21 protein-coding genes and 1 pseudogene are annotated in these 23,395 nt (G+C 62.6%); 18 read left to right on the top strand and 4 right to left on the bottom strand.

The features are described from left to right. The first annotated feature begins 76 nt into the window (after positions 1-76). The 12 genes from X750_RS145465 to X750_RS145520 all read left to right on the top strand — a co-directional run bounded on the left by X750_RS145465 (position 77) and on the right by X750_RS145520 (position 12,097). Positions 77-1,606, top strand: coding sequence for an ABC transporter substrate-binding protein (locus X750_RS145465; protein WP_023686913.1), 1,530 nt, complete (start codon positions 77-79; stop codon positions 1,604-1,606). 188 nt (positions 1,607-1,794) lie between these two features. Continuing rightward, entirely contained in the window at positions 1,795-2,802 is a 1,008-nt protein-coding gene (locus X750_RS145470) for an ABC transporter permease (protein ID WP_023667796.1), read from the top strand. Continuing rightward, positions 2,795-3,643 (top strand): ABC transporter permease, encoded by an 849-nt coding sequence (locus X750_RS145475; protein ID WP_023667797.1) that lies wholly within the window; start codon positions 2,795-2,797, stop codon positions 3,641-3,643. Before X750_RS145470 ends, X750_RS145475 begins: the two co-directional genes overlap by 8 nt. Continuing rightward, entirely contained in the window at positions 3,640-4,518 is an 879-nt protein-coding gene (locus X750_RS145480; protein WP_023686914.1) for an ABC transporter ATP-binding protein, read from the top strand. Before X750_RS145475 ends, X750_RS145480 begins: the two co-directional genes overlap by 4 nt. Beyond that, entirely contained in the window at positions 4,511-5,341 is an 831-nt protein-coding gene (locus X750_RS145485; RefSeq protein WP_023748012.1) for an ATP-binding cassette domain-containing protein, read from the top strand. Before X750_RS145480 ends, X750_RS145485 begins: the two co-directional genes overlap by 8 nt. 76 nt (positions 5,342-5,417) lie before the next feature. Further along, entirely contained in the window at positions 5,418-6,017 is a 600-nt protein-coding gene (locus X750_RS145490) for a VOC family protein (protein ID WP_031243123.1), read from the top strand. Positions 6,018-6,158: 141 nt separating this feature from the next. Then, on the top strand, positions 6,159-8,453 hold the full coding sequence (locus X750_RS145495) for a bifunctional salicylyl-CoA 5-hydroxylase/oxidoreductase (protein WP_023748010.1): 2,295 nt from the start codon (positions 6,159-6,161) through the stop codon (positions 8,451-8,453). Beyond that, on the top strand, positions 8,450-9,223 hold the full coding sequence (locus X750_RS145500) for an SDR family NAD(P)-dependent oxidoreductase (protein ID WP_023710057.1): 774 nt from the start codon (positions 8,450-8,452) through the stop codon (positions 9,221-9,223). The genes X750_RS145495 and X750_RS145500 overlap by 4 nt, the downstream gene beginning before the upstream one ends. Further along, positions 9,217-9,687: a MarR family transcriptional regulator gene (locus tag X750_RS145505; protein ID WP_023710056.1), complete on the top strand. Its 471-nt coding sequence runs from the start codon at positions 9,217-9,219 to the stop codon at positions 9,685-9,687. Before X750_RS145500 ends, X750_RS145505 begins: the two co-directional genes overlap by 7 nt. Then, entirely contained in the window at positions 9,684-10,496 is an 813-nt protein-coding gene (locus tag X750_RS145510) for an enoyl-CoA hydratase family protein (protein WP_023714922.1), read from the top strand. The genes X750_RS145505 and X750_RS145510 overlap by 4 nt, the downstream gene beginning before the upstream one ends. Continuing rightward, positions 10,496-11,644 carry an acyl-CoA dehydrogenase family protein gene (locus X750_RS145515; RefSeq protein WP_023714921.1) on the top strand — a complete coding sequence of 383 codons (1,149 nt, stop codon included), beginning with the start codon at positions 10,496-10,498 and terminating at the stop codon, positions 11,642-11,644. The genes X750_RS145510 and X750_RS145515 overlap by 1 nt, the downstream gene beginning before the upstream one ends. Before the next feature lie 57 nt (positions 11,645-11,701). Further along, the gene (locus X750_RS145520) at positions 11,702-12,097 is read left to right on the top strand and encodes a RidA family protein (RefSeq protein WP_023667806.1); all 396 of its coding nucleotides are present in this window, start codon (positions 11,702-11,704) and stop codon (positions 12,095-12,097) included. 23 nt (positions 12,098-12,120) lie between these two features. Here X750_RS145520 and X750_RS11350 read toward each other — a convergent pair. Beyond that, positions 12,121-13,211 (bottom strand): annotated as a pseudogene (locus X750_RS11350) (LLM class flavin-dependent oxidoreductase). Positions 13,212-13,331: 120 nt separating this feature from the next. Here X750_RS11350 and X750_RS145525 point away from each other — a divergent pair. From X750_RS145525 to X750_RS145545, 5 genes are all read left to right on the top strand, one after another. Further along, positions 13,332-14,093, top strand: a complete 762-nt coding sequence (locus X750_RS145525) for an HpcH/HpaI aldolase/citrate lyase family protein (RefSeq protein WP_023692286.1) — start codon at positions 13,332-13,334, stop codon at positions 14,091-14,093. 157 nt (positions 14,094-14,250) lie between these two features. Continuing rightward, positions 14,251-15,450 (top strand): pyridoxal phosphate-dependent aminotransferase, encoded by a 1,200-nt coding sequence (locus X750_RS145530; RefSeq protein ID WP_023692285.1) that lies wholly within the window; start codon positions 14,251-14,253, stop codon positions 15,448-15,450. A 76-nt stretch (positions 15,451-15,526) separates the two neighbouring features. Continuing rightward, entirely contained in the window at positions 15,527-16,324 is a 798-nt protein-coding gene (locus X750_RS145535; RefSeq protein WP_023682726.1) for an ABC transporter substrate-binding protein, read from the top strand. A gap of 150 nt (positions 16,325-16,474) precedes the next feature. Beyond that, positions 16,475-17,149, top strand: a complete 675-nt coding sequence (locus X750_RS145540; RefSeq protein ID WP_023667812.1) for an amino acid ABC transporter permease — start codon at positions 16,475-16,477, stop codon at positions 17,147-17,149. A 45-nt stretch (positions 17,150-17,194) separates the two neighbouring features. Then, positions 17,195-18,466 (top strand): cysteine desulfurase-like protein, encoded by a 1,272-nt coding sequence (locus X750_RS145545; RefSeq protein WP_023748007.1) that lies wholly within the window; start codon positions 17,195-17,197, stop codon positions 18,464-18,466. Between the two features lie 8 nt (positions 18,467-18,474). Here X750_RS145545 and X750_RS145550 read toward each other — a convergent pair whose 3' ends face one another. The 3 genes from X750_RS145550 to X750_RS1000000166495 form a co-directional block, all read right to left on the bottom strand. Further along, positions 18,475-20,436 carry a 3-hydroxyacyl-CoA dehydrogenase NAD-binding domain-containing protein gene (locus X750_RS145550; RefSeq protein ID WP_023748006.1) on the bottom strand — a complete coding sequence of 654 codons (1,962 nt, stop codon included), beginning with the start codon at positions 20,434-20,436 and terminating at the stop codon, positions 18,475-18,477. Positions 20,437-20,654: 218 nt separating this feature from the next. Beyond that, on the bottom strand, positions 20,655-21,632 hold the full coding sequence (locus tag X750_RS145555; RefSeq protein ID WP_023667815.1) for a UDP-glucuronic acid decarboxylase family protein: 978 nt from the start codon (positions 21,630-21,632) through the stop codon (positions 20,655-20,657). A 179-nt stretch (positions 21,633-21,811) separates the two neighbouring features. Continuing rightward, a complete protein-coding gene (locus X750_RS1000000166495) occupies positions 21,812-22,057 on the bottom strand; it encodes a hypothetical protein (protein WP_023748005.1) in 246 nt (81 codons plus the stop codon). A gap of 38 nt (positions 22,058-22,095) precedes the next feature. On the opposite strand from X750_RS1000000166495, the gene X750_RS145565 reads away from it, so the two are divergent. Next, the gene (locus X750_RS145565) at positions 22,096-23,376 is read left to right on the top strand and encodes a nucleotide sugar dehydrogenase (protein WP_023682723.1); all 1,281 of its coding nucleotides are present in this window, start codon (positions 22,096-22,098) and stop codon (positions 23,374-23,376) included. Positions 23,377-23,395: the final 19 nt, after the last annotated feature.

The raw sequence follows: 23,395 nt of genomic DNA, 5'->3' as shown, positions 1-23,395 counted from the left end.
GCTGCTGCCCACGAAGCCCGGATCGATAAACTGATAGTGCCGCGCAAAGACAACAAAACCAACAAGGGGAACGACCATGACAATCAACAGACGAGAATTGCTGGGATACAGTGCCGCGGCACTTGGGGTGGCGGCGATCGGCCTGCCTGAGATCGCCAAGGCGGCAGCGGGCGAGCTGACCATCGCCTATAACGTCAACCTGCCGTCCTGGGATCCGACCACCGGACCCTCGGCCGTCAACCCGACGATCCAGGGCCTCTACCAGTCAGTGTTCGACCAGTTCATTCCGCAAAAGCCGGACCTGTCCTTTGCGCCTGGCCTGCTCACCGAATGGGGCTGGAACGAGGATCGCACCAAGGTGACGATGACGGTGCGCGAAGGCGTGACCTGGCATGACGGCTCGCCCTTCACGCCCGAGGACGTGGTCTGGTCGCTGCAGCGGGCGGGCGACGAAAAGACCGGCAATCCGATCCAGTTCGTCTGGAAGAACGTCAACAATTTCAAGATCGACGGCAACAAGATCACCGGCGACGTCGTGCAGTTCGATCCGGTCTATTTCAAATGGATGTCGTTCCTGACCGGCTACATCCTGCCGAAGGCCTACTACGAGAAGGTTGGCGCGGAAGGTTTCGAGAAGGCGCCGATCGGCACCGGCCCGTACATGGTGGAAAAATTCGAGCGAAATGCTTTCCTCCGACTGAAGGCCAACCCGCACTATTGGGGCGACAAGCCGGCCTTCGAGAATGTTACGATCAAGTTCGTCACCGACGCGGCGAGCCGCGTTGCCGAGATCGAATCCGGTTCCTCGCAGGTGACGCTGGAGGTCCCCTATGAAGAGTATGACCGGCTGATCGCCAAGGACGGGCTTGCCGGCTCGTGCAAGCCTGTTTCCGACATCGGCATGATCTTCTTCAATGACATTGAAGCGATGCTGGACAAGAACGTCCGCCAGGCCGCTGTCATGGCTGTGGACAAGGAGCTTCTGGTCAAACGGCTGCTGCGCGGCTATGGCCAGCCGATCGCTACGCTGGAGACCCCGGAGTACACGGCCTTCGATGCCTCGATCAAGGTCGAGCACAATCCTGAAAAGGCCAAGGAGCTGCTCGCGGCTTCCGGCTATTCGCCGGAAAAACCGGTCAAGTTCACCATCCAGACGACCAAGGGCTTCAAGCCCAAGGATTATGAGATGATCCAGGCAATCGTCGGCATGTGGCGCAAGGTCGGCATCGAGGCGACGATCGAGGTCTACGAGATCGCCAAGCACTATGAGCTGCGCGCCGCCGACAAGCTGGCGCCGGCCGCCTTCTACAATTGGGGCAATGCCATCGGCGATCCGACAACGTCGACTGGTTTTGCCATGTATGGGCCGAGCCCGCATTCGGTGTGGGACAGCCAGGACCTGATCGACATGATCAATCCGCTCTGGGGCGAGAAGGACGAGGCCAAGCGCATCGCCGGCTGGAAGGCTGTCGACAAGTATATCGCCGAGCAGGCCTATGTGCTGCCGCTGATTCAGTATGCGCAACCTATCGTGCATGCCAAGGGCGTCAACGTGGTGCAGCATGTGTCCGGCGCGCTGCTGCCGGCGCTGATGACCCCTGCCTGATATCGGCTTGTGGGCGCCACCCTTCGCTGAGCGGCCCCCTCATCCGGCCCTTCGGGCCACCTTCTCCCCGCTGGGGAGAAGAGACCAGCTCAGCTGTCCGTGACCTCTTCTCCCCTCGGGGAGAAGGTGGCCGCGAAGCGGACGAATGAGGGGGCTCTTCGTTAGAAACGCACTGGGCCAACACCAGAATGCTCCTGCAACGATTCCTGATCCGTCTGCTGACGATGCTGATCACGCTGTTCGGCGTGGCTGTCGTCGTCTTCGTCGTGATCCGCGTCGCGCCTGGTGACCCGATCGCCATGATGCTGCCCCCCGGTGCGACAGATGCCGACATCGACCGGCTGCGTGCACTCTACGGGCTCGACAAGACCATCGTGCAGCAATTCTTCATCTGGCTGTCCGGCGTCGTCAGGGGCGATTTCGGCACCTCGATTTCGCTCAGGCAAGATGTGCTCAGCCTTGTCTTCAATCGTTTGCCGGCAACGCTGGAACTTGCCATCATCGCGCTCGTCATGGCGGTTGGGCTCGGCGGCACGACGGCGATCCTCGGAGCCCGCGAGCGCGGCACGGCGGTCGAAGCCGGCATCGATATCGCCAGCGGCGCCGCCCTTTCCATTCCCGATTTCCTGTGGGGCCTCGTGCTGATCCTTTTGTTTGGCGTGCTGGTGCCGATCTTCGATATCTCCGGCCGCGTGTCGCCGCAGCTCGACCTGCCCTTCGTCACCCAGTTCTATTTCTTCGAGAGCTTGCTTCGGCTGCGCTTCGACCTGACCTGGGATCTGCTGAAACACATGCTGATGCCGGCAGTAGCCTTGGCATTGCCGCTGGCGGCAATCATCGCGCAGTTGCTGAAACAGTCGCTGAAGGAAGTGCTTGACCTCGACTATGTCGTGCTGGCGCGGGTGAAGGGGTTTTCGGAAACGCAGGTTATCCTGCGCGAGGCGCTGAAGAACGCTGCCTTGCCGACACTGACTCTCGTCGGCGTCCAGTTCACCTTCCTTGTCGGCGGCACGGTCATCGTCGAGCGGCTGTTTTCCTACGAAGGGCTCGGCAACATGGCGATCGATGCCGTCATCAACCGCGACCTGCCGCTGATCCAAGGCATCGTGCTGGTGTTCGCGCTGCTGTTCGTGCTGATCAATCTTGCAGTCGACATGATGTATGCGCTGCTCAATCCGAGGCTGCGCCATGGGTGAGGCACGCATGGCCCGGCGCGGATTGGGCCTGAGGCTGTGGCTGGCCGGCGGCTGGCTGCTGCTGGTACTTCTTGCGGCGATGTTCGCGCCGCTGGTGGCGCCGCAGGACCCGCTGGCGCAGGATCTGATGCTGGAGCGGCTGCCGCCCTTCTGGCTCGATGGCGCCGAGCCCGGCTATTGGCTGGGCACCGACAGCCTCGGCCGCGACCTCTTGTCGCGGCTTATCTTCGGCGGCCAAATCGCCTTCATCGTCGCCTTCGCTGCGGCGATTGCCGCCTGCCTTGTCGGCTCGACGCTCGGATTGGTCGCCGGCTATTTCGGCGGCTGGGCCGACCGCATCATTTCACGCATCGTCGATGTCTGGATGGCATTTCCTCCGGTGCTGTTCGCCATCCTGCTGGTCGCGGTGCTCGGCACTGGTCTCAGCTCCGTCATCCTCGCCATCGCCATCATCGACTGGACGCGCTTTTGCCGGGTGATCCGCGCCGAAGCGATGGGCCAGTCGCGCATGGACTATGTCGAGAACGCCCGCATCGCCGGCTATGGCCGCATCGGCATCATGCTGCGCGAGGTGCTGCCCAATGTGGTGCCGTCGATCGTGGCACTGCTGTCGCTGGAGATGGGCATCGCCGTCATCGTCGAGGCCATCCTGTCCTTCGTCAATCTGTCGATCTCGACCGACGATCCGACCTGGGGCGGCATCATCGCCGAGGGCCGGCTGTCGATCCACCAGGCCTGGTGGGTGCTGGTGTTTCCGCTTGTCACGCTGATCCTCACCGTGCTGTCGTTCAGCCAGTTCGGTGAGGCGCTGAAGACACGCTTCGATCCGGTGCTGCGATGAGCGCTTGCCTGGATATTGCCAATCTGAGCGCCGTGCTGCCGAACGGCCAGCGCGTGCTGCGGTCGGTGTCGCTCTCCGTGCAGCCGGGTGAGGTGCGTGCTCTTGTTGGCGAGAGCGGCGCCGGCAAGACGATGATCGGCAAGGCGGTGCTCGGTGTGCTGCCGTCAAGCGTGCGCATCGTCGAAGGCGCCATGCAGCTCGAAGGCGAAGACCTCGGCAGGCTGCAGCCCAAGGCAAGGCGCACGCTGATCGGCGCTCGCACGGCGCTGATCCCGCAAGATCCGTTGACTGCGCTCAACCCGTCGCGCCGCATCGGTCCGCAGATGACTGACCGGCTGGTGCGCATTCTCGGCTGGAACGGTGACAAGGCGGACAAGCGTATCCGGCAATTGTTGGATGAGGTGCAGATCCGCGATCCCGACCGGGTGCTGAAATGCTATCCGCACGAGCTGTCCGGCGGCATGCGCCAGCGTGTGCTGATCGCCGCCGCCTTCGCCGCCGAGCCACGGCTGATCGTGGCCGACGAGCCGACAACCGCGCTCGACGTTACCGTGCAAAAGCAGATCCTGCGACTGATCGCCGAGCTGCAGCGCGAGCATGGCACCGCGATCCTGTTCGTCACCCACGATCTCGGCGTCGTTGCAAAGATCAGCCAGCAAGTGTCTGTGCTCTACGCCGGCAAGGTGGTGGAAGAGGCTGACACAGCCGCTCTCTTCGCCGCGCCTGAGCATCCCTATACGCGGGCATTGATGGCCGCTACGCCGCGCTACACGGATCCCTTTGCCTCGCTGAAGCCGGTGGATGAGACGGTGCTGGCAGGACTCGCTGCGGAGATCGCCGCCTCCGACCAGGCGTGGAGAGGGCCGCATGGTTGAGCCGCTGTTTTCCGTGCGCGGGCTGAAGGTGGCGCTGCCCGACATGACCCGCAAGCCGCTGATCGGGCGCGCGCCGCTGGCCGAGATTTTGAGAGGCTTGGATTTCGATTTGCCGAGAGGTTCGGTGACCGGCATCGTCGGTGAATCCGGGTCCGGAAAATCGACGCTCGGCCGCACGCTTGTCAGACTTCTGGAGCCGAGCGTCGGCAGCATCCATTTCGAGGGCCGCGATATCGCCCATCTGCCGGATGCAGAGCTGCGACCTCTGCGCCGCGACCTGCAGATGATCTTCCAGGACCCGATGTCGTCGCTCAACCCGCGTCGCACCATCGCCGGCATCATTGCCGCGCCGCTCAAGCAGAATGGGCTTGGCGACAGGCTTAGGGAACGCGTCGCCGAGGCATTGCATCGCGTCGGCCTGCCGCAAAGCTTCGCTAGTCGCTATCGTCATGAACTGTCGGGCGGGCAGCGCCAGCGCGTCGGAATTGCGCGCGCACTGGCGCTGTCGCCGAAATTCGTGCTGGCCGACGAGATCGTCTCCGGCCTCGACGTGTCGACGCAAGCGCAGATCCTCACCTTGCTGGAGAAGCTTGCAGCGGAGATGGGGCTGACCGTCGCCTTCATCAGCCACGATCTGTCGGTGATCAGGCGGCTCTGCCAACAAGTCATCGTCATGCGCGAAGGCAGGATCGTCGAGGCGAGCGCCACCGATGCGCTGTTCGACAATCCCAAGGAGACCTACACGCGCGACCTGCTTGCCGCCATTCCGCTGCCCGAGATCGATGCGGACTGGCTGCGGCCAGCGGCGAAAGCGCCGGAATAGGATTGTTCATCTGCACGCCCAACAGCGGGCCTCGGACGTGCAGAAGAGCAAAATCAGCCCGCGAACGGAGGGTAACATGAACTATGCAGCCCGCGGCACGATGCTTGCCGCGATCCTGTTCGGCTCGATGGGAGCGGCCTCGGCCGATGCGATCCCCGGCATGCGCGGCCACGACCACACCGGCATCACGGTGCCCGACATGAAGCAGGCAGTCGACTTCTTCACCGAAGTCGTCGGCTGCGAGAAGGCGATGTCGTTTGGTCCGTTCGCCGATGACAAGGGCACCTTCATGCAGGATCTTCTGGGCGTCGATCCGAAGGCTGTCATCGAGCAGGTCACCATGGTGCGTTGCGGTTATGGATCGAACATCGAGCTGTTCAAGTACACTGCGCCTGACCAGAAGGATTTGACTCCGAAGAACAGCGATATCGGCGGCTTCCACATTGCCATGTATGTCGATGATGTCGCCGCGGCGAAAGCCTATCTCGACGGCAAGGGGGTGAAGACGCGGATGGGTCCGCTGCCGGTCAAGGAAGGTCCGGCGGCCGGCCAGACCATCCTCTATTTCCAGGCGCCATGGGGATTGCAACTGGAGGCGATCAGCTATCCCGATGGGATGGCCTATGAGAAGGGTGCCGAGACTGTGCTGTGGAGCCCGAAGAACCCGGACAAGTGATTTCCGGAGCGCGCTTGCGGGGCCAGCCCGCAGGCGCGCCACCCGTGTCCAGCAATCGTTCCAACATGAAACTTTAAGCTTGAAATATTTTATCTCCGGCGCGATACTTGATATGCAGCAAGCGAAGAGGAGATCGCACGGATGAAGGTTGCGGTTCTCGGTGGCGGACCAGCCGGCCTCTACTTTGCCATTTCAATGAAGCTGCGGGACGCCGCCCACGAGATCACGGTGTTCGAGCGCAATCGCGCCGACGATACGTTCGGCTGGGGCGTCGTGCTGTCGGCCGAAACACTCGACAACCTTGCCAAAAACGACCCGGTCAGCGCTGTCTGGATCAAGAAGCATTTCGCCTATTGGGACGACATCGCCGTCATCCATGACGGCGTGCGCACGGTCTCGTCGGGCCACGGTTTCTGTGGCATCGGCCGCAAGCGGCTTCTGGTCCTGCTGCAGCGACGCGCGCGCGAACTTGGCGTGAGGCTGATGTTCGAGAGCGATATCGCCGACCCTCAGCCCTATATGGCGACGCATGATCTGGTCGTCGCCGCCGATGGGCTGAACTCAAGGGCGCGCAACACCTTCGTCGAAGTCTTCAAGCCCGACATCGACACCCGCAAATGCAAATTCGTCTGGCTCGGCACCAACCAGAAATTCGACGACGCCTTCACCTTCATCTTCGAGAAGACCGAGCATGGCTGGGTGTGGGCGCACGCCTATCAATTCGACAGCGAGACAGCGACCTTCATTGTCGAGTGCAGCGAACAGACCTGGGCTGCCTTCGGCTTCGGCGCCATGTCGCAGCAGGAATCCATCGCCGTCTGCGAGCGCATCTTTGAGAAACATCTCGGCGGCCACGCGCTGATGACCAATGCCAATCACATCAGAGGTTCGGCCTGGATCAATTTCCCGCGCGTGCTGTGCGAACGCTGGTCCTACAAGAACCTGGCTCTGATGGGCGACGCGGCGGCCTCGGCACATTTCTCGATCGGCTCCGGGACCAAGCTCGCATTGGAAAGCGCGGTGGCGCTGGCCGAATATGTCAAAACCGAACCGGACCTCGACGCCGCCTTCCGCAAGTATGAGGATGCGCGCCGCACCGAGGTGCTGAAGCTGCAGTCGGCGGCGCGCAATTCGCTGGAGTGGTTCGAGGAGGTCGAGCGCTATCTCGGCCTCGATCCGGTGCAGTTCAATTATTCGCTGCTGACCCGCTCGCAACGCATCAGCCACGAGAATTTGCGGCTGCGCGATGCCAAATGGCTTGAAAGCGCCGAGGAATGGTTCCAGCGCCAGGCAGGGGCAGGCGGCAACAGGCAGCGCCGGGCACCGATGTTCGCGCCGTTCAAACTGCGCGACATGCAGCTCAACAACCGCATCGTCGTTTCGCCGATGGCGCAGTACAAGGCAGTCGATGGCTGCCCGACCGACTGGCATTTCGCCCACTATGCCGAGCGTGCCAAGGGCGGCGCCGGGCTTGTCTATATCGAGATGACCTGCGTCAGCCCGGAAGGACGCATCACGCCCGGTTGTCCCGGCTTCTATGCGTCCGAACATGAGGTGGCGTGGAAGCGGCTGGTCGATTTCGTCCACACCGAGACCGAGGCGAAAATCTGCGCCCAGATTGGCCATTCCGGGGCCAAGGGCTCGACCCGTGTCGGGTGGGAAGGCACCGACGTGCCGCTCGCCTCGGGCAATTGGCCGGTCATGGCGGCCTCGGCGATTGCATGGTCACCTGAGAATCAGGTGCCGAAAGCCATGGACCGTGCTGACATGGACAAGGTGCGCGACGAGTTCGTGACCGCCACCCAGATGGCCGATCGCTGCGGCTTCGACATGCTGGAGATCCATGCCGCGCACGGCTATCTGCTGTCGTCCTTCATCACGCCGGTCACCAACCGGCGCACGGATGAGTATGGCGGTTCGCTGGAAAATCGCATGCGCTATCCCCTGGAAATCTTCCATGCGGTGCGTGCCGCCTGGCCGGCGCGAAAGCCGATCTCGGTGCGCATTTCGGCCAATGACTGGGTCGGCATCGAGGGTGTGACGCCGGCCGATGCGGTGGAGATCGCGCGGATGCTGCATTTGGAAGGCGTCGACATATGCGACGTCTCGGCGGGCCAAACCTCGATTGCCGCCAAGCCTGTCTATGGCCGCATGTTCCAGACGCCGTTCTCGGACCGCATCCGCAACGAGGTCGGCATGGCGACGATGGCGGTTGGCAACATCTACGAGCCTGACCATGTCAATTCGATCCTGATGGCTGGCCGCGCCGACCTGGTGGCACTGGCACGGCCGCATCTCGCCGATCCCTACTGGACGCTGCATGCGGCAGTGACGCTCGGCGACCGTGGCGTCAAATGGCCGGATCCCTATCTGCCCGGACGCGACCAGATCTACCGGCTGGCCGAGCGCGATGCGGCGGCGGGGCTGAAAGTATGACGACGGCCTCGGCGATTTCAGGCAAACATGCGCTGGTCACCGGCGGCGGTTCCGGCGTCGGTCGGGCCATCGCACTCGCGCTGGCCGAGGCCGGCATCGAGGTGACCATATGCGGACGGCGCGACGCCGAGCTTGCCAAGGTGGCAGGCGAGAACGGCCGCGTTCACGCCATGCCGGCCGATGTTACCAACGAGGCGGCGATGACATCGCTCTACGCGCAGGCGGAAGCCTTGCGCGGCCCGTTCGACATCGTCGTCGCCAATGCCGGCATGGCCGGCAGCACGCCGGCGCACAGGACCTCGCTTGCCGACTGGCAGCGGACGCTCGACGTTAATTTGACCGGCGCCTTCCTGACGGTGAAGCCGGCGCTGGCCGGCATGGCCGCGCGCAAGGCAGGCCGGATCGTCTTCGTTGCGTCCACCGCGGGACTGAAAGGCTACGCCTATGTCGCGCCCTATGTGGCGGCCAAGCACGGCGTGGTCGGGCTGATGCGGGCGCTGGCGGCCGAGACGGCGAAATCCGGCGTCACCGTCAACGCCGTGTGCCCCGGGTTTGTCGAGACCGACATGCTGGAGGCATCCGTCCAGCGCATTGTCGAAAAGACCGGCCGCTCGGCTGGCGAGGCGAGGGCGAGCCTTGCCTCGACCAACCCGCAAGGCCGCTTCATCCAGCCGCAAGAAGTTGCCGCGGCGGTGCTTTGGCTGTGCGGCGATGCGGCGGCGTCGATCACCGGACAAGCAATTTCGATCTCAGGAGGCGAAACATGGTAGCCGGCCCATTGCCCGTACCGTCGGGGCCTGGCAAGGACCGGCTGCGTCTTTGGATCAGGCTGCTGCGTGCCTCGCGCACGATTGAGGCCGAACTGCGCGAGCGCCTGAAGAAAGAATTCGATACGACGCTGCCGCGTTTCGACGTCATGGCCGCCCTCTACCGCGCGCCGGAAGGCATGCTGATGAGCGATCTGTCGCGCTTCCTGCTGGTATCCAACGGCAATGTCACCGGCATTGTCGACCGACTGGTTTCGGAAGGCTTGGTCGCGCGCGCGCGCCGCAATGGCGATCGCCGCACATCCATGGTGCGACTGACCGACGAGGGTTCCAAATCTTTTGCCGCAATGGCCGCGGCGCATGAGGGTTGGATCGGAGAATTGCTGGCCAAGGTCAGCGAGGAGGATGCGCGTCGGCTGACCGGCATGCTGACCTCGTTCCGCAGCAACTGGGAGGGACGCGAATGACTGCGATGGCCGGCCTCAAGCCGAAGCACTTCCTCTGGGAGGTCGAAGGCAGGATCGCCAGGGTGCGGCTCGACCGGCCGGAGCGCAAGAATCCGCTGACCTTCGACAGCTATGCGGAACTGCGCGACACGTTCCGCAACCTCGTCTATGCCGACGACGTCGACGCCGTGGTGTTCCTGTCCAATGGCGGCAATTTCTGCTCGGGCGGCGATGTCCACGACATTATCGGCCCCTTGGTCAAGATGGACATGAAGGAGTTGCTCGCCTTCACCCGCATGACCGGCGATTTCGTCAAGGCGATGCTCAATTGCGGCAAGCCGATTATCGCGGCTATCGACGGTGTCGCGGTCGGCGCCGGCGCCATCATCGCCATGAGCGCCGACATCCGCATCGCCACGCCGGAGGCCAAGACCGCTTTCCTGTTCACCCGCGTCGGGCTTGCCGGCTGCGATATGGGCGCGTGCGCGATCCTGCCGCGCATCATCGGCCAGGGCCGTGCCGCCGAATTGCTCTACACCGGCCGCACGATGACGGCGGCGGAAGGCGAGCGCTGGGGCTTCTACAACAGGCTGGCCGATGCCGCAGTGCTCGAGGCCGACGCGCTCGAGATGGCGGCGCGCATCGTCTCCGGCCCGACCTTCGCGCACGGCATCACCAAGACGCAGCTCAACCAGGAATGGTCGATGGGCCTCGACCAGGCAATCGAAGCGGAAGCGCAGGCGCAGGCGATCTGCATGCAGACGCGTGACTTCGAGCGCGCCTACAAGGCCTTCGTGGCCAAGGAAAAACCGGTGTTCGAGGGGAATTGATGGCAGACAGGAGCTTCCTCAGCTGGCCGTTCTTTGAAGATCGCCACCGCGAACTGGCCGAAAGGCTGGAAGCATGGTGCGTCAGGAACCTGCCCGTCGATCACCATGACGTCGATGCCGCCTGCCGCGAGCTGGTGGCGAAACTTGGCCGCGACGGCTGGCTGAAGCCGACGGCGCTCGATACGGACAATCCGGGACCGCTCGATGTCCGCACCTTGTGCATCACCCGCGAGACGCTGGCGCGCCATGACGGGTTGGCCGACTTTGCCTTCGCCATGCAGGGGCTCGGCACCGGCGCGCTCAGCCTGTTCGGCACGCCCGACCAGCAGCAATGGCTGGCAAAGACCAGGGCCGGCAAGACGATTTCCGCCTTCGCGCTTTCGGAGCCACGCTCCGGGTCGGATGTCGCCAACACCGAAATGATGGCGAGCCGCGATGGCGACTTCTATATCCTCAGCGGCGAGAAGACCTGGATTTCCAATGGCGGCATTGCCGATCTCTACGTCGTCTTTGCCCGCACCGCCGAGGCACCGGGTGCCAAGGGACTTTCCGCCTTTCTCGTACCCGCTGATACCAAGGGGCTTGGCATCGCCGAGCGCCTTGAAGTGATCGCGCCGCATCCGCTGGCGCGGCTTTCCTTCGATCAGGTCCGGGTGTCGGCCTCGGCGCTGATCGGCAAACCGGGAGACGGCTTCCGCATCGCCATGTCGGTGCTTGACGTGTTCCGCTCGACGGTCGGCGCGGCGGCACTCGGCTTTGCCCGCCGGGCGCTGGACGAAAGCATCAGCAGGGTGGCCGAGCGCAAACTCTTCGGCGCTCCGATGGCAGAGCTGCAGATGGTGCAAGGCCATATCGCCGACATGGCGCTGGACGTCGATGCCGCGGCGCTGCTGGTCTACCGCGCTGCCTGGACCAAGGACATGGGCGCGGCGCGTGTCACCCGCGAGGCGGCGATGGCTAAGCTGTTCGCCACCGACAAGGCGCAAGAGGTGATCGACAAGGCTGTGCAACTGCATGGCGGCGACGGCGTCCGCAAGGGCCACATCGTCGAGAGCCTCTATCGCGAGATCCGCGCGCTGCGCATCTACGAGGGCGCATCCGATGTGCAGAAGGTGGTGATCGCACGGCAGGTGATGGGCGCGGCCTGACAGCGACGTATTTGATTTTGAGATTTGGTTTTTAAGAATACCGGGGAGGCTTGAAAAATGCACGAGATCCTGCAGCCGGAGGGCTGGGCGAAACCGGTCGGCTACGCCAACGGCATTGCCGCGCGCGGCAGGCTCGTCTTCGTCGGCGGACAGGTCGGCTGGAACGGGCAGTGCCAGTTCGAGACCGACGATTTCGCCGGCCAGGTGCGGCAGACGCTGCAGAACATCGTCGCCGTGCTGGCGGAGGCCGGCGCGGAGCCACGGCACATCACCGCGATGACCTGGTATTTCACCGACAAGGCCGAATATCTCGGCAATCTCAAGGGTATAGGCGAGGCCTATCGCGAGGTGATCGGCCGGCATTTTCCGGCCATGGCCGCCATGCAGGTGGTGGCGCTGGTGGAAGATCGCGCCAAGATCGAAATTCAGGCAACCGCCGTCATTCCGGATTAACGAATTCGTTATTCCCGGATTGATCAGCCGCGCAGCCCCGCCTGCCTGAGCAGCGGCAGCACATGGTCGCAGAAATAGGGCAGTTCCCTGGTGTAGTTGACGAAGGATAGCGCGATGCCCTGGTAGCCATGCCCGGCTATTGCCGCCATCTCGGCGGCAATCGTTTCCGGCGTTCCAACCAGCGGGTAGGTGCCGGCGCCGCCGGCGAAACGCTGCCGGTAGCGGTCATAGGCATGCGGGTCATGCGACTGCGAGAACTCCTTCTTGCCTGCCATATGAGCATCGACCGCATCGTGGTCGACCAGATCGACGGCATAGCNGTGTAGTAGGCCTGCGCCTCTTCCATGGTTGGACGGCAGACGACATGCGCCACCGTGTAGACGCCGACGTTGCGGCCAACCTTGTCGGCCCGCTCGCTGATGTCGGCGACATGCTTGCCGGCATCGCTCATTTCCGAAAAGGTCGTGAACAGATAATCGCATCGGGCGGCGGCGAAATCCCGGCCCGGGCCACCGAAAGCAGCGTTCATGGTCACCGGGCGTGGAACCTGCAGGCTCGCCGGCCGGCTCACCGCCTCCTTGAGGCGATAGTAGGTGCCTTCATAGTCCAGAGGCTGGTCCGAGGCGTAGAGCTTTTCCAGGATTTCGATCCATTCGGCGGCCTGGTCGTAGCCCTTCTCGACCAAAGGCGTGCCGAACATGCCGAATTCCTTCGGGTTCCAGCCGCAGACGATGTTCAAGCCGGCGCGGCCCTGGCTGATATGGTCGACAGTTGCCAGCGCCTTGGCGGCATAGAGCGGATGCACCAGCGGCACATGCACGGTCATGAACAGGCCGATCTGCTCGGTGGCCACCGCCAGAGCTGCTGCCCAGGTGAAGGTCTCGAACGACCATTCGCGCACCTTGTTGCGGCCGCCAAAGCCACGCCAGCGCGCGATCGGAAGCATAAATTCCAGCCCGGCGCGGTCGGCGATCTGCGCCGCCGTCAGATTGTCCTGCCAGCTTGCCGTCCAGCGTTCCGGCACATCGGTGATGGCCAGACCGCCATCGGCATTGGTCGAAAAGACGCCGAGCTTCAGTTTGTTCGAGCCGTGCAGGGGATGCGTTTTGATCATCATGGGAACTCGTGGCGGGAGACCGACACGCTAGGCCCGCGCAAAAATATTTCAAGCCTGAAATAGCTTCGCCTCGCCGCCGATTGCGGATATGAATTTGGAGGGGAAAAGGGGATGGATATGAGCGCGTTCCGTCAGAAGTGCATCGGCAAGACCAATCTCGTCGGCTCCTTCGCCGCTATTCCCCATCCCGTCGCCGTCGAAGTGATGGCGCTCGCCGGCCTCGACTTCCTCTGCATCGACTGGGAACATGCTCAGATCGCGCGGGACACGATCGAAACCATGGTGCGGGCGGCCGACGTGCATCGCGTGCCGGCCATGGTGCGTGTTCCCGGTCATGCGCCGGAAGCTATCCAGGCGGCGCTCGACAGCGGCGCACAAGGCGTGCTCGTGCCGCGCGTCTCGACCGCTGCTCAGGCCGAGGCGGCGGTGAAAGCCTCGCGCTATCCGCCGCTGGGCGAGCGGGGCGTCGGGCCTGGCCGGGCGGCCGGCTATGGCTATCGCATCCCCGAATATCTAGCCGCGGCCAACGACAGGATCGTCGTCGCGGTCCAGGTCGAGACATCGGAGGGGCTGGCCAACATCGAGGCGATCGCGGCCATAGACGGCATCGATGTGGTCTTCGTCGGCCCCGGCGATCTCTCCGTGTCGATCGATGCGATCGGGCCGAAAGGCGTGGACAAGCTCAATGAGGCAATCACAAGGATCATCCGCGCGACCGTCGCGCACGGCAGGACATCGGGCTTATATTGCGCCAGCCCACAGACGATCAGCCAGTGGGCCGCTATCGGCGCGAGCTTCTTCGTGCTGGCCAGCGACACCATGTTTCTTGGCGCCGGCGCTGCGGCCAACTGCACCGCTGCGCGCGCCGAACTGGGGTGAGACGGGGCGGGATCAGGCAAAAACTTTTTAAGCTTAAAACTTTTTCCTTGAAAAGCGCCGCACATTGGATAGCATCCAAACTCGATGGCGACTGTCGTGCCGGTGGGGCTTGCCGGGCAGTCCGTCGCGGTGCTCCGGGTGGGAGGGGTTTCAGTCCTTGTCGTTCATACTGCCCCAGTCATCGTCCAGCGCGCGTTATGCTTTCGACGGCGTACGTGCCCAGATCCGTGACCTGCACACCGAAAACATTGCCAACCTTGCCGTGCGCGCCCGAGAACTGGGCGACGTGATCGCGCTCTGGTACGGCGAAGGCGACATGGTGACGCCCGCTTTCATCCGCGACGCGGCGAAGGCCGCCTTCGATGAAGGCCAGACGTTCTACGTCCCTAACATGCGTGGGCACCCCCTACTGAACGAGGCGCTGTCGGAATACCAAACGCGCATTCACGGCCGGACGATCCCGATTGCGCGCACCACGGTCACGCCCGGCGGCATGCAGGCGCTGTACCTGGCGCTGGAACTGCTGGTCGATACCGGCAGCAACGTCGTCTATGTCGCGCCGCAATGGCCCAACATCCACAACGCCATCCATCTGATCGGCGGCGAGCCAAGGCCGTTTTCGCTCGACTTCAAGGGCGACTGGCATCTCGATCTCGACCGGCTGTTCGCCACTTGCGATGCGCGCACACGCGCGATCTTCCTGTCGACGCCGTCCAACCCGACCGGCTGGACCGCGTCGCGCGAGGAGATGCAGGCGCTGCTCGACTTCAGCCGGCGCACCGGCATCTGGATCATCTCCGACGAGGTCTATGGCCGGCTCTATTTCGACGGCAATGTTGCTCCTTCCATCCTGCAGATCGCCGAGGATGGCGACCGGGTGCTGTCGGTCAACAGTTTTTCGAAGGCGTGGGCGATGACCGGCTGGCGCATCGGCTGGCTGACGCATCCGTCGGGGGTGGCCGACCAGCTTGGCGCCATGACGCAGTACATCAACAGCGGCACCGCCGCGCCTATCCAGGCAGGCGCTGTCGCCGCCATCCGCCAAGGCGAGCCGCTGGTCGAGGAGATCAGGCAGCGGATCAAAACCGGCCTCGACCTTGCCTATGACAGGCTGGCCCAGATTCCCGGCATCATCCTGCCGACGAAACCGCGCGGAGGCATGTATGCCTTCTTTGCCATGGACGGCGAAAGCGACGCCCGGCAGGCCTGCGCCAGGATACTGGAGACGGCGCGCGTCGGGCTGGCTCCCGGCCACCTCTTTGGAAATTCGGCAGCGGCCTTCCTGCGGATGTGCGTGTGCCGTGAACGCGACCAGATGGCGACCGCGCTCGAGCGCATGGTCGCCGCCATGAATTGACGCCCCGCTGGGAGGTGGGACGGCAACAAACCGTGCGGGAGCAAACCCGCCCGATCACAACCAGAGGGAACACAAAATGAGCTTCACTCGTCGCAACCTGCTTCTTCTCGCCGCCACCATCGGCATCGCTGCCGGCCCGGCCACCGCCTTTGCCGCCGATGTGCTCAATGTCGGCGCCTACCCGACCAATCCGCCCTTCGAATACAAGAACGAGAGCGGCACGTTCGAGGGCTTTGAAGTCGACATCGTCAACGAAGCGGCCAAGCGTGCCGGCATGACCACCGACATTGCCGACCTCGGCTTCCAGGCGCTGTTCGCGGCTGTCAGTTCCAACCGCATCGATGTCGCGATCTCCTCGATCACCATCACGCCGGAGCGACTGAAAACGCTGTCCTTCACCCAGCCCTATTATGACTCCGACATGGGCATTGCGACGAAGACCGATAGCGCTGTTAACACCGAGGCCGACCTCAAGGGCAAGATCGTCGGCGTGCTTTCAGGCTCGACCGGCGAGACCTGGGTCAAGGCGCATCAGGAGGCTGACGGCTACAGCGACGTGAAGGGCTATGACACGCAGCAGAACCTGCTGCTCGACCTCAGCGCGGGCCGCGTGGACGCCGCCGTCAGCGATATTCCGGGCATGGAATACTCCTTCACCAAGATGAAGGACCTCAAGGTCAAGCAGCGCATCAAGACCGGCGAACAGTACGGCCTGATGATGAGCAAGGACCATCCGCTGCTCGGCAAGCTGAACGACGCGCTGACCGCGATGAAGAAGGACGGAACGCTGGCCGCGATCCACAAGAAGTGGTTCGGCAGCGACGCGCCAGCCGATTCCTCGACGGTCAAGGAAATGCCGCTGCCCAAGGCCTGACCGGCAATGCACTTAAATCGTGCCGGCTCCCGGGCCGGCACGATTCATTTCACGCTCCGGCGCCTGCTGCCGCACGGATAGCCTCATGGGAGGCAAGGTCGATTGGTTTTAACTTGAGCATCCTTTGCTCTGGGGTTCGGGAACGCTCCCATGTCGCTGATCGACACCTTCTTCAATCCTGACGTGATCATGTCCAGCCTGCCGGCGCTGTTGCGTGGCTTCCTGAACACGCTGCTGCTCGGCATTTTGAGTATCGGCATCGGCATTCCCATCGGCCTGGGGATCAGCCTGTTGCGGCTCTATGCGCCGAAGCCGCTGCGCTGGCTGGCGGTCGGCTACACCGACATCTTCCGCGCCCTGCCGGTGCTGGTGGTGCTGATCCTGATCTATTATGCGCTGCCCTTCCTCGGCATCCGTCTGTCGTCCTGGGCCTCCGCCGTGACGGCGTTCGCCATCATCATGTCGGCCTATTCAGCAGAAGTGTTCCGCTCCGGCATTGAGAGCATTCCGAAAGGCCAATTCGAGGCAGCACAGGCGCTCGGCCTGCCTTTCCTTTTGACCTTGCGCAAGGTGGTGCTGCCGCAGGCGATCCGCGTCGTCATCCCGCCGATGACCAGCAATTGCGTCTCGATGTTCAAGGACACGTCGCTCGCTTCCACCGTTGCGCTGCCTGAACTGTTGAAGGAAGCGACCAACGCGCAGTCGCTCTATGCCAATCCCTCGCCGCTGATCGGCGCCGCTTTGGTCTATCTCATCTTCCTCTGGCCCATGGTCCGCCTCGTCAGCCTGCTCGAAGACCGCTTCAAGACCGAGAAGACGCGCTGACCTCATCAACCGTCCCGCTTCCCAAGCCATTCGCAGGAGATACAGTTGAGCAATTCCCAAGCCGCCGGCGGCTTTCCGGTCGACACCATCCGCGCCATGTTTCCGGCCTTGCAGCGCGCCGGTGATTTCATCTTCATGGACAACGCCGCCGGCGCGCAGATCCCGCAGAGCGTGCTCGACGCGGTGACCAATCACCTGGTCTCTCACAATGTGCAGCGTGGTGGTCGCTATGGGCGCTCGGTCACGGTCGACCAATCGGTTGCGGATGCTCGAACGAGCGTGGCCTTGCTGATCAACGCCTACAGTCCGTCGGAAATCTGCTTCGGCATGAACGCCACCTCGTTCATTCGCCTGGTCAGCCTCGGCATCGGCCAGATGCTGGCCAAGGACACAGAGCGCGACGAGATCGTCATCACCGATATGGACCACGACGCCAACATCGCCACGTGGCTGGCGCTGGAGCCCGCCGGAGCCAAGTTCAAATGGTGGCGCATGCGCGAGGACGGCAACCTGCATGTCGACGACCTCAAGCCGCTGGTTTCCGATCGCACCCGTCTCGTCGCCTGCACGGTGACCGCGCATTCGATCGGCTCGATCGTCGACGTCGCTTCGGTGGCCGCGATCGCGCATGCGGCCGGCGCCGAAGTGTTCCTTGACTGCGTGCATTACGGACCGCACGGGCTGATCGACGTGCGGGCCTGGGACTGTGATTATCTCGTCTGCTCCGGCTACAAGAATTTCTCGCCGCATATGGGCTTTCTGTGGGGCCGCTTCGAAACGCTGAAGCGGCTGCCGACCTTCCGCGAGGATTTCATCCCCGACGAGCCGCCTTACAAGGTCGAGGCAGGCACCTTCATCTACGAGAACGTCTCAGGCATGGATGCCGCAGTGCAGTACCTGGAACTGATCGGCCGCAATCTGGCGCCCTCCAACAACCGCTCGCGGCGCGACAACATCGTTGCCGGCATGGGCGCCATCCGCGATTACGAAGTGCTCCTGGCGCGTGAGATGCTCGCCGTGCTCAAGGGATGCAATGCCACGATCTACGGCGTCGCCGAGGAAGCCCGCATCAACGAACGCGTGCCGACATTCTGCTTCAACATCGGCAAGCTGTCGCCGCAGCGGATCGTCGAGGAAATGGCTGACATGCAGATCGGCATCCGCGACGGCCATATGTATGCGCCCCGGCTGATGAAGCGTCTCAACCTGTCGATGGACAGCGGCGCCATCCGCGCCTCGCTGGTTCATTACAACACGGTCGACGAGGTCAGGCGTTTCGGCGAAGCCCTGCGCGCCGTCATCGCCAAGCTGTCTTAGCTCGATCGTCAGATGTCTCCGGCGTGGAACATCGGCCCGCCCTTGTGGGCCGGGAAGCCATAGCCGTTGATCATCACCAGATCGATGTCGGAGGCACGCGCCGCGATGCCTTCGGCCAGCAGTGCCTTGCCCTCTTCGGCCATTGCCGCCAGTAAGCGCGTGACGATCTCATCGGACGAAAAGCGGCGCGGCACGATGCCGTTGGCCGCTCGCACGGCCTCGATCAGCGCCGTTACTTGCGGGTCGCTCCTGCGTTCGCCGTCCGAATAATCGTACCAGCCGCGCCCGGTCTTGCGGCCGAAGCGGCCGGCCTCGCACAGCCGGTCGGCGATTTCGACATAACGTGCTTGCGGATCGCGCATCGCCGCCTGTCGCTTGCGCCGCGCCCAGGCTATCTCCAGCCCAGCCATATCGTTGACCGCGAAGCTCCCCATCGGGAAGCCCCAGGCCTCCAGCGCGGCATCCACCTCATCGGGTGCTGCGCCATCCTCCACCATGAACTCCGCCTCGCGGCGGTAGGCGGAATAGATGCGGTTGCCGATGAAACCCTCGGTAACGCCGCACACGACAGGCAGCTTGCCGAGCTTCCTGACGAAGGCGATCGCCGAGGCGAGCACATCGGGCGCCGTCGCCGCGCAATCCACCACTTCGGTGAGCCGCATGACGTTGGCCGGGGAGAAAAAATGCAGGCCGACGATCCGTTCGGGCCGGGCGGTTGCAGAGGCGATCTCGTCGGGGTTGAGGTAGCTGGTGTTGGTCGCAAGGATGGCGTCGGGGCGGACGATACGTTCGAGCTTCCGGAAGAGTTCGGTTTTTACCGCGAGATCGTCGAACACTGCCTCGATGACCAGATCGGCCTGCACCAGCCTGCCGGCGTCGCTGGCCGCTTCAAACCGGCTCAGCGCCTCCCTGCGCGCATGATCGGTGAGACGGCCGGATTGGACCGACTTGTCGAGAAGCCCGGCGATACGCTCGTATCCTTTTGCCGCGGCGTCGTCGTTCTGCTCGATGCCGATTACGCGATAGCCGGCATTCAAGGCCGAGACCGCGATGCCTGCACCCATCAGGCCGGTTCCGACGATACCGACGGTCTCGACCTTGCGAGGCGTGACACCCTCCAGCTTGTCGACTTTGCTGGCTTGCCTCTCGGCAAAGAAGACATGGCGCAACGCTGCCGCTTCGCGAGAATCCCGGAGGCGCAGGAAGGTCGCGCGTTCGTCCGCAAGACCGTCCTCAAGTCTGGCCATGGACGCAGCCTGGACCAATCTCACGGCTTCTGCAGGCGCGATCTGTCCACGGCTGCGGGAAAGCACCTTTCTTGCGGCTGCCGCTTCGGCTTCGGGTTGCGAGCGTGGGACGGAAAGCGCACCCGTGCGCCGCAACGGTTGGCCAACGAGACGGCGGGCGACATCGAGCGCGCCTTCGGGAAGATCGTCGGCAATGGTATCGATCAGACCGAGAGCGAGCGCTTCGTCGGCATTTGCGGGCCGACCCGTGCCGATCAGGTCAATTGCGGCGACCGTGCCGATGAGGCGGGGCAGGCGTTGGGTTCCGCCGGCCCCAGGCACTAACCCGAGCTTGACCTCGGGCAGGCCGAAGCTGGCCGCCTTGCTGGCCACCCGGTAGTGGCAGGCCAGCGCAATCTCGCAGCCGCCGCCGAGCGCCGCGCCGCCAACTGTCGCGACGACCGGTTTCGCGAAGCTCTCGATCGCTTCGATCACTTCAGGCAGTGTGGGCTCGATAGCGGGCTTGCCGAATTCCTTGATATCGGCGCCACCGATGAAGGTGCGCCCAATGGCGGTCAGCACCACGGCAGACACTTCATCCGACGCCGCACGCCCAAGCGCAGCCATCAGTCCGGCCCTGACATGGAAGGACAGCGCGTTGACCGGCGGATTTTCGATTGTGACGACGAGAACGCCATCGACGATCTTGCCTGTGACACTCTCGGAAAATCGTGCTGTGTTCATGGAGTTTTATCCCGGAACGACGGCAAATCTTCCTCCTCCTTCTGCTCTCCGCCAAATGCCGGTGTCCCGGCTCATGAAGCGCCATGGATCTTCAAAATAATTTCAAGCTTAAAATAATTAGAATTCGAAAAACTTCAAGCCTACCGGAGTCGACTGCAAAAGGCGTCGCTACCACGACGGTGATCGGTCAGACTTGACGGTTGCACTGCGGTGCCGGGTCAAGGCGAGTTTGTGGAAACCTTCGGCAGCAGGGCTTTGAAATAGTCGATCGTCTGTTGCAGCCCGGCTTCCAAAGTCACCGTTGGCTCCCAGCCGACAAGCCTTTTGGCAAGGGTGATATCGGGCTGGCGGTGCCGCGGATCGTCTTGCGGAAGATCGCGGTAAATTATATCCGAACCTGATCCGGTCATCTGCGTCGTCAGTTCGGCCAAGCGCCTGATCGTTACTTCCCTTGGATTGCCGATGTTTACTGGACCGGTCACCTCCGGCCCCGTATCCATGAGGCGCAGCATGCCGCTCACCAGGTCGTCGACGTAGCAAAACGACCTTGTCTGTGAGCCGTCGCCGAAAATGGTTATCGGTTCACCACGAAGCGCCTGCACGATGAAATTTGAGACAACCCTGCCGTCTGCCGGGTGCATGCGCGGCCCGAACGTATTGAAAATCCGCGCGACCTTGACCCACAAGCCATGTTGTCGGTGATAGTCGAAGAACAGCGTTTCGGCGCAGCGTTTGCCTTCATCGTAGCATGAGCGCGGCCCGATCGGGTTTACATTGCCCCAGTAACTCTCGGGCTGCGGATGCACAGACGCGTCACCATAGACCTCACTGGTGGAGGCCTGAAAGACTTTGCATTTCAGCCGCTTTGCCAGTCCAAGAACATTGATGGCGCCGTGCACGGCGGTCTTGATCGTCTGAACCGGGTCGTACTGGTAGTGAACAGGCGAGGCCGGACACGCCAGGTTGTAAATCTCATCGACTTCGACGTAGAGCGGAAAGGTCACGTCATGGCGCATGAATTCGAAGCGGGGATGCTTGGCCAAATGGTCGATATTGCGCTTTGATCCGGTGAAAAGGTTGTCGACACACAAGATTTCGTCGCCTCGTTCCAACAGTCGGTCAATAAGATGCGAGCCGATAAACCCTGCGCCCCCGGTAACGAGAATGCGTCTGCGGCTGTCATAGAGTCTGGCCAATTTCTGCTCCCAGGCAAATGCTGATCGACCAGATATCGGTCGCCACACGCAGGATACGACGTGTCCGCAGCCAATGCACAAGGACCAAACTGAAATTTCGCAGATCCGCTCGGTGCCGATGCGAATTCCGATCCGGGCATTTGGTTTGATCAGAAGGCACGATTGAGGCCGATAGTGGCCTATGGATTGGCAGCAGAGAATATCAGCCCTGTCGTCAGGGCCGCCGCTGCGTAGGTGGCCGGCAGAACCTGACGGTTCACCCCAATCCGCAGCAGAGAGTGGCTCGAAACCCGGTCCTGCTGGATTTTATCCACAACATCGATGGCATCGGCGATGGCAACATGAAAATGGCAACGACCATTTTTAATGAGACATTCCTCTTCGCGATAGAGCATCGTTGAATTGGCCAACAGGCTGCCATACAAGCACGTCGGCTCAACAGGTGGCTCGAGGAACCCCACGGATGTCCGAACGCATTGCAGTTATCGGCCTGGGTTATGTCGGCCTGCCGGTAGCCATTGCCTTTGGGAAGGTTTTCCCCGGCACCATAGCTTTTGACATCAGCGAGCGTCGGATCGGGGAATTGCGTGGCGGCGTCGATCGTACGGGGGAAGTTGACGCAACGGCGCTCAAGGAGACCTCGATAGGGCTGACCACCGATCGGGAGATGTTGAAAGGCGCTACTTTCTTCATCGTTGCCGTGCCAACCCCTATCGACGCAAATCGCGCTCCCGATCTAGCTTCTTTGAAACTGGCGTCCGAACTCGTCGGCGAGGCGGTGAGCAAAGGCGCCGTCGTCGTTTTTGAGTCGACAGTCTATCCAGGTGTGACCGAAGATTTCTGTGGGCCGATCATCGAGCAGGTTTCCGGCCTGCGACATCCCCGCGACTTTGCCCTCGGCTATTCGCCCGAACGCGCCAACCCCGGCGATCGAGAACACTCGCTGCAAAAGATCGTCAAAGTCGTCTCCGGCGAGAATAACGAGACGCTGGAGCGCGTCGCGAACGTTTATGGCCGTATCATCGATGCCGGCGTCTACCGCGCCCCGTCGATCAAGGTGGCCGAGGCAGCGAAGGTTATCGAGAACACCCAGCGCGATCTGAACATCGCGCTGATGAACGAACTGGCAATGATCTTCGAACGGCTCGATATTCGGACGCAGGATGTTCTTGATGCTGCGTCGACGAAATGGAACTTCCTTCCCTTCAAACCGGGGTTCGTCGGCGGCCACTGCATCAGCGTCGATCCATATTATTTGACCGCCAAGGCCGAGGCCGAAGGTTACCATCCGCAGATCATCCTCGCCGGACGTCGCATCAATGACGGCATGGGGGCCTTCGTCGCCCAGCAGGTTGTCAAGCGGCTGATTGGTTCTGACACGCCCGTCAAAGGGGCTTCTGTCGGCATTCTCGGGCTGACATTCAAGGAGGACGTGCCGGATTTGCGCAACAGCCGCGTTTTCGACATGGTCAAGGAACTAAGGCAGTTCGGAATTATCCCCAAAGTCCATGATCCCCTTGCCGATGTCGAAACCGCTCGGCGTGATCACGGCGAAACAATCCTGCCGCTCGATGAGATAAACGATTTGCAGGCCCTTGTTCTGGCGGTGCCTCACAGGCAATATCTCACCAACGAAAGAGCGCGTCTTTTTCAAATGATCAGGCCGGGGGGGACACTGTTCGATGTCAAGTCGGCCATCAAGCCCAATGAAGTTCCCGACAACATAAAATACTGGAGCTTGTAAAGCTCGCCTGAAATTAACG

The organism is Mesorhizobium sp. LNJC391B00 (assembly GCF_000502535.1).
Classification (GTDB): Bacteria; Pseudomonadota; Alphaproteobacteria; order Rhizobiales; family Rhizobiaceae; genus Mesorhizobium.
This window is presented reverse-complemented; position numbering and strand designations above follow the sequence as displayed.

Excerpts from the sequence above, each read along its gene's own strand:
- X750_RS145465 (WP_023686913.1), top strand. The coding sequence starts at position 77 with ATGACAATCAACAGACGAGAATTGCTGGGATACAGTGCCGCGGCACTT.
- X750_RS145470 (WP_023667796.1), top strand. The coding sequence starts at position 1,795 with ATGCTCCTGCAACGATTCCTGATCCGTCTGCTGACGATGCTGATCACG.
- X750_RS145475 (WP_023667797.1), top strand. The coding sequence starts at position 2,795 with ATGGGTGAGGCACGCATGGCCCGGCGCGGATTGGGCCTGAGGCTGTGG.
- X750_RS145480 (WP_023686914.1), top strand. The coding sequence starts at position 3,640 with ATGAGCGCTTGCCTGGATATTGCCAATCTGAGCGCCGTGCTGCCGAAC.
- X750_RS145485 (WP_023748012.1), top strand. The coding sequence starts at position 4,511 with ATGGTTGAGCCGCTGTTTTCCGTGCGCGGGCTGAAGGTGGCGCTGCCC.
- X750_RS145490 (WP_031243123.1), top strand. The coding sequence starts at position 5,418 with ATGAACTATGCAGCCCGCGGCACGATGCTTGCCGCGATCCTGTTCGGC.
- X750_RS145495 (WP_023748010.1), top strand. The coding sequence starts at position 6,159 with ATGAAGGTTGCGGTTCTCGGTGGCGGACCAGCCGGCCTCTACTTTGCC.
- X750_RS145500 (WP_023710057.1), top strand. The coding sequence starts at position 8,450 with ATGACGACGGCCTCGGCGATTTCAGGCAAACATGCGCTGGTCACCGGC.
- X750_RS145505 (WP_023710056.1), top strand. The coding sequence starts at position 9,217 with ATGGTAGCCGGCCCATTGCCCGTACCGTCGGGGCCTGGCAAGGACCGG.
- X750_RS145510 (WP_023714922.1), top strand. The coding sequence starts at position 9,684 with ATGACTGCGATGGCCGGCCTCAAGCCGAAGCACTTCCTCTGGGAGGTC.
- X750_RS145515 (WP_023714921.1), top strand. The coding sequence starts at position 10,496 with ATGGCAGACAGGAGCTTCCTCAGCTGGCCGTTCTTTGAAGATCGCCAC.
- X750_RS145520 (WP_023667806.1), top strand. The coding sequence starts at position 11,702 with ATGCACGAGATCCTGCAGCCGGAGGGCTGGGCGAAACCGGTCGGCTAC.
- X750_RS145525 (WP_023692286.1), top strand. The coding sequence starts at position 13,332 with ATGAGCGCGTTCCGTCAGAAGTGCATCGGCAAGACCAATCTCGTCGGC.
- X750_RS145535 (WP_023682726.1), top strand. The coding sequence starts at position 15,527 with ATGAGCTTCACTCGTCGCAACCTGCTTCTTCTCGCCGCCACCATCGGC.
- X750_RS145540 (WP_023667812.1), top strand. The coding sequence starts at position 16,475 with ATGTCGCTGATCGACACCTTCTTCAATCCTGACGTGATCATGTCCAGC.
- X750_RS145550 (WP_023748006.1), bottom strand. The coding sequence starts at position 20,436 with ATGAACACAGCACGATTTTCCGAGAGTGTCACAGGCAAGATCGTCGAT.
- X750_RS145565 (WP_023682723.1), top strand. The coding sequence starts at position 22,096 with ATGTCCGAACGCATTGCAGTTATCGGCCTGGGTTATGTCGGCCTGCCG.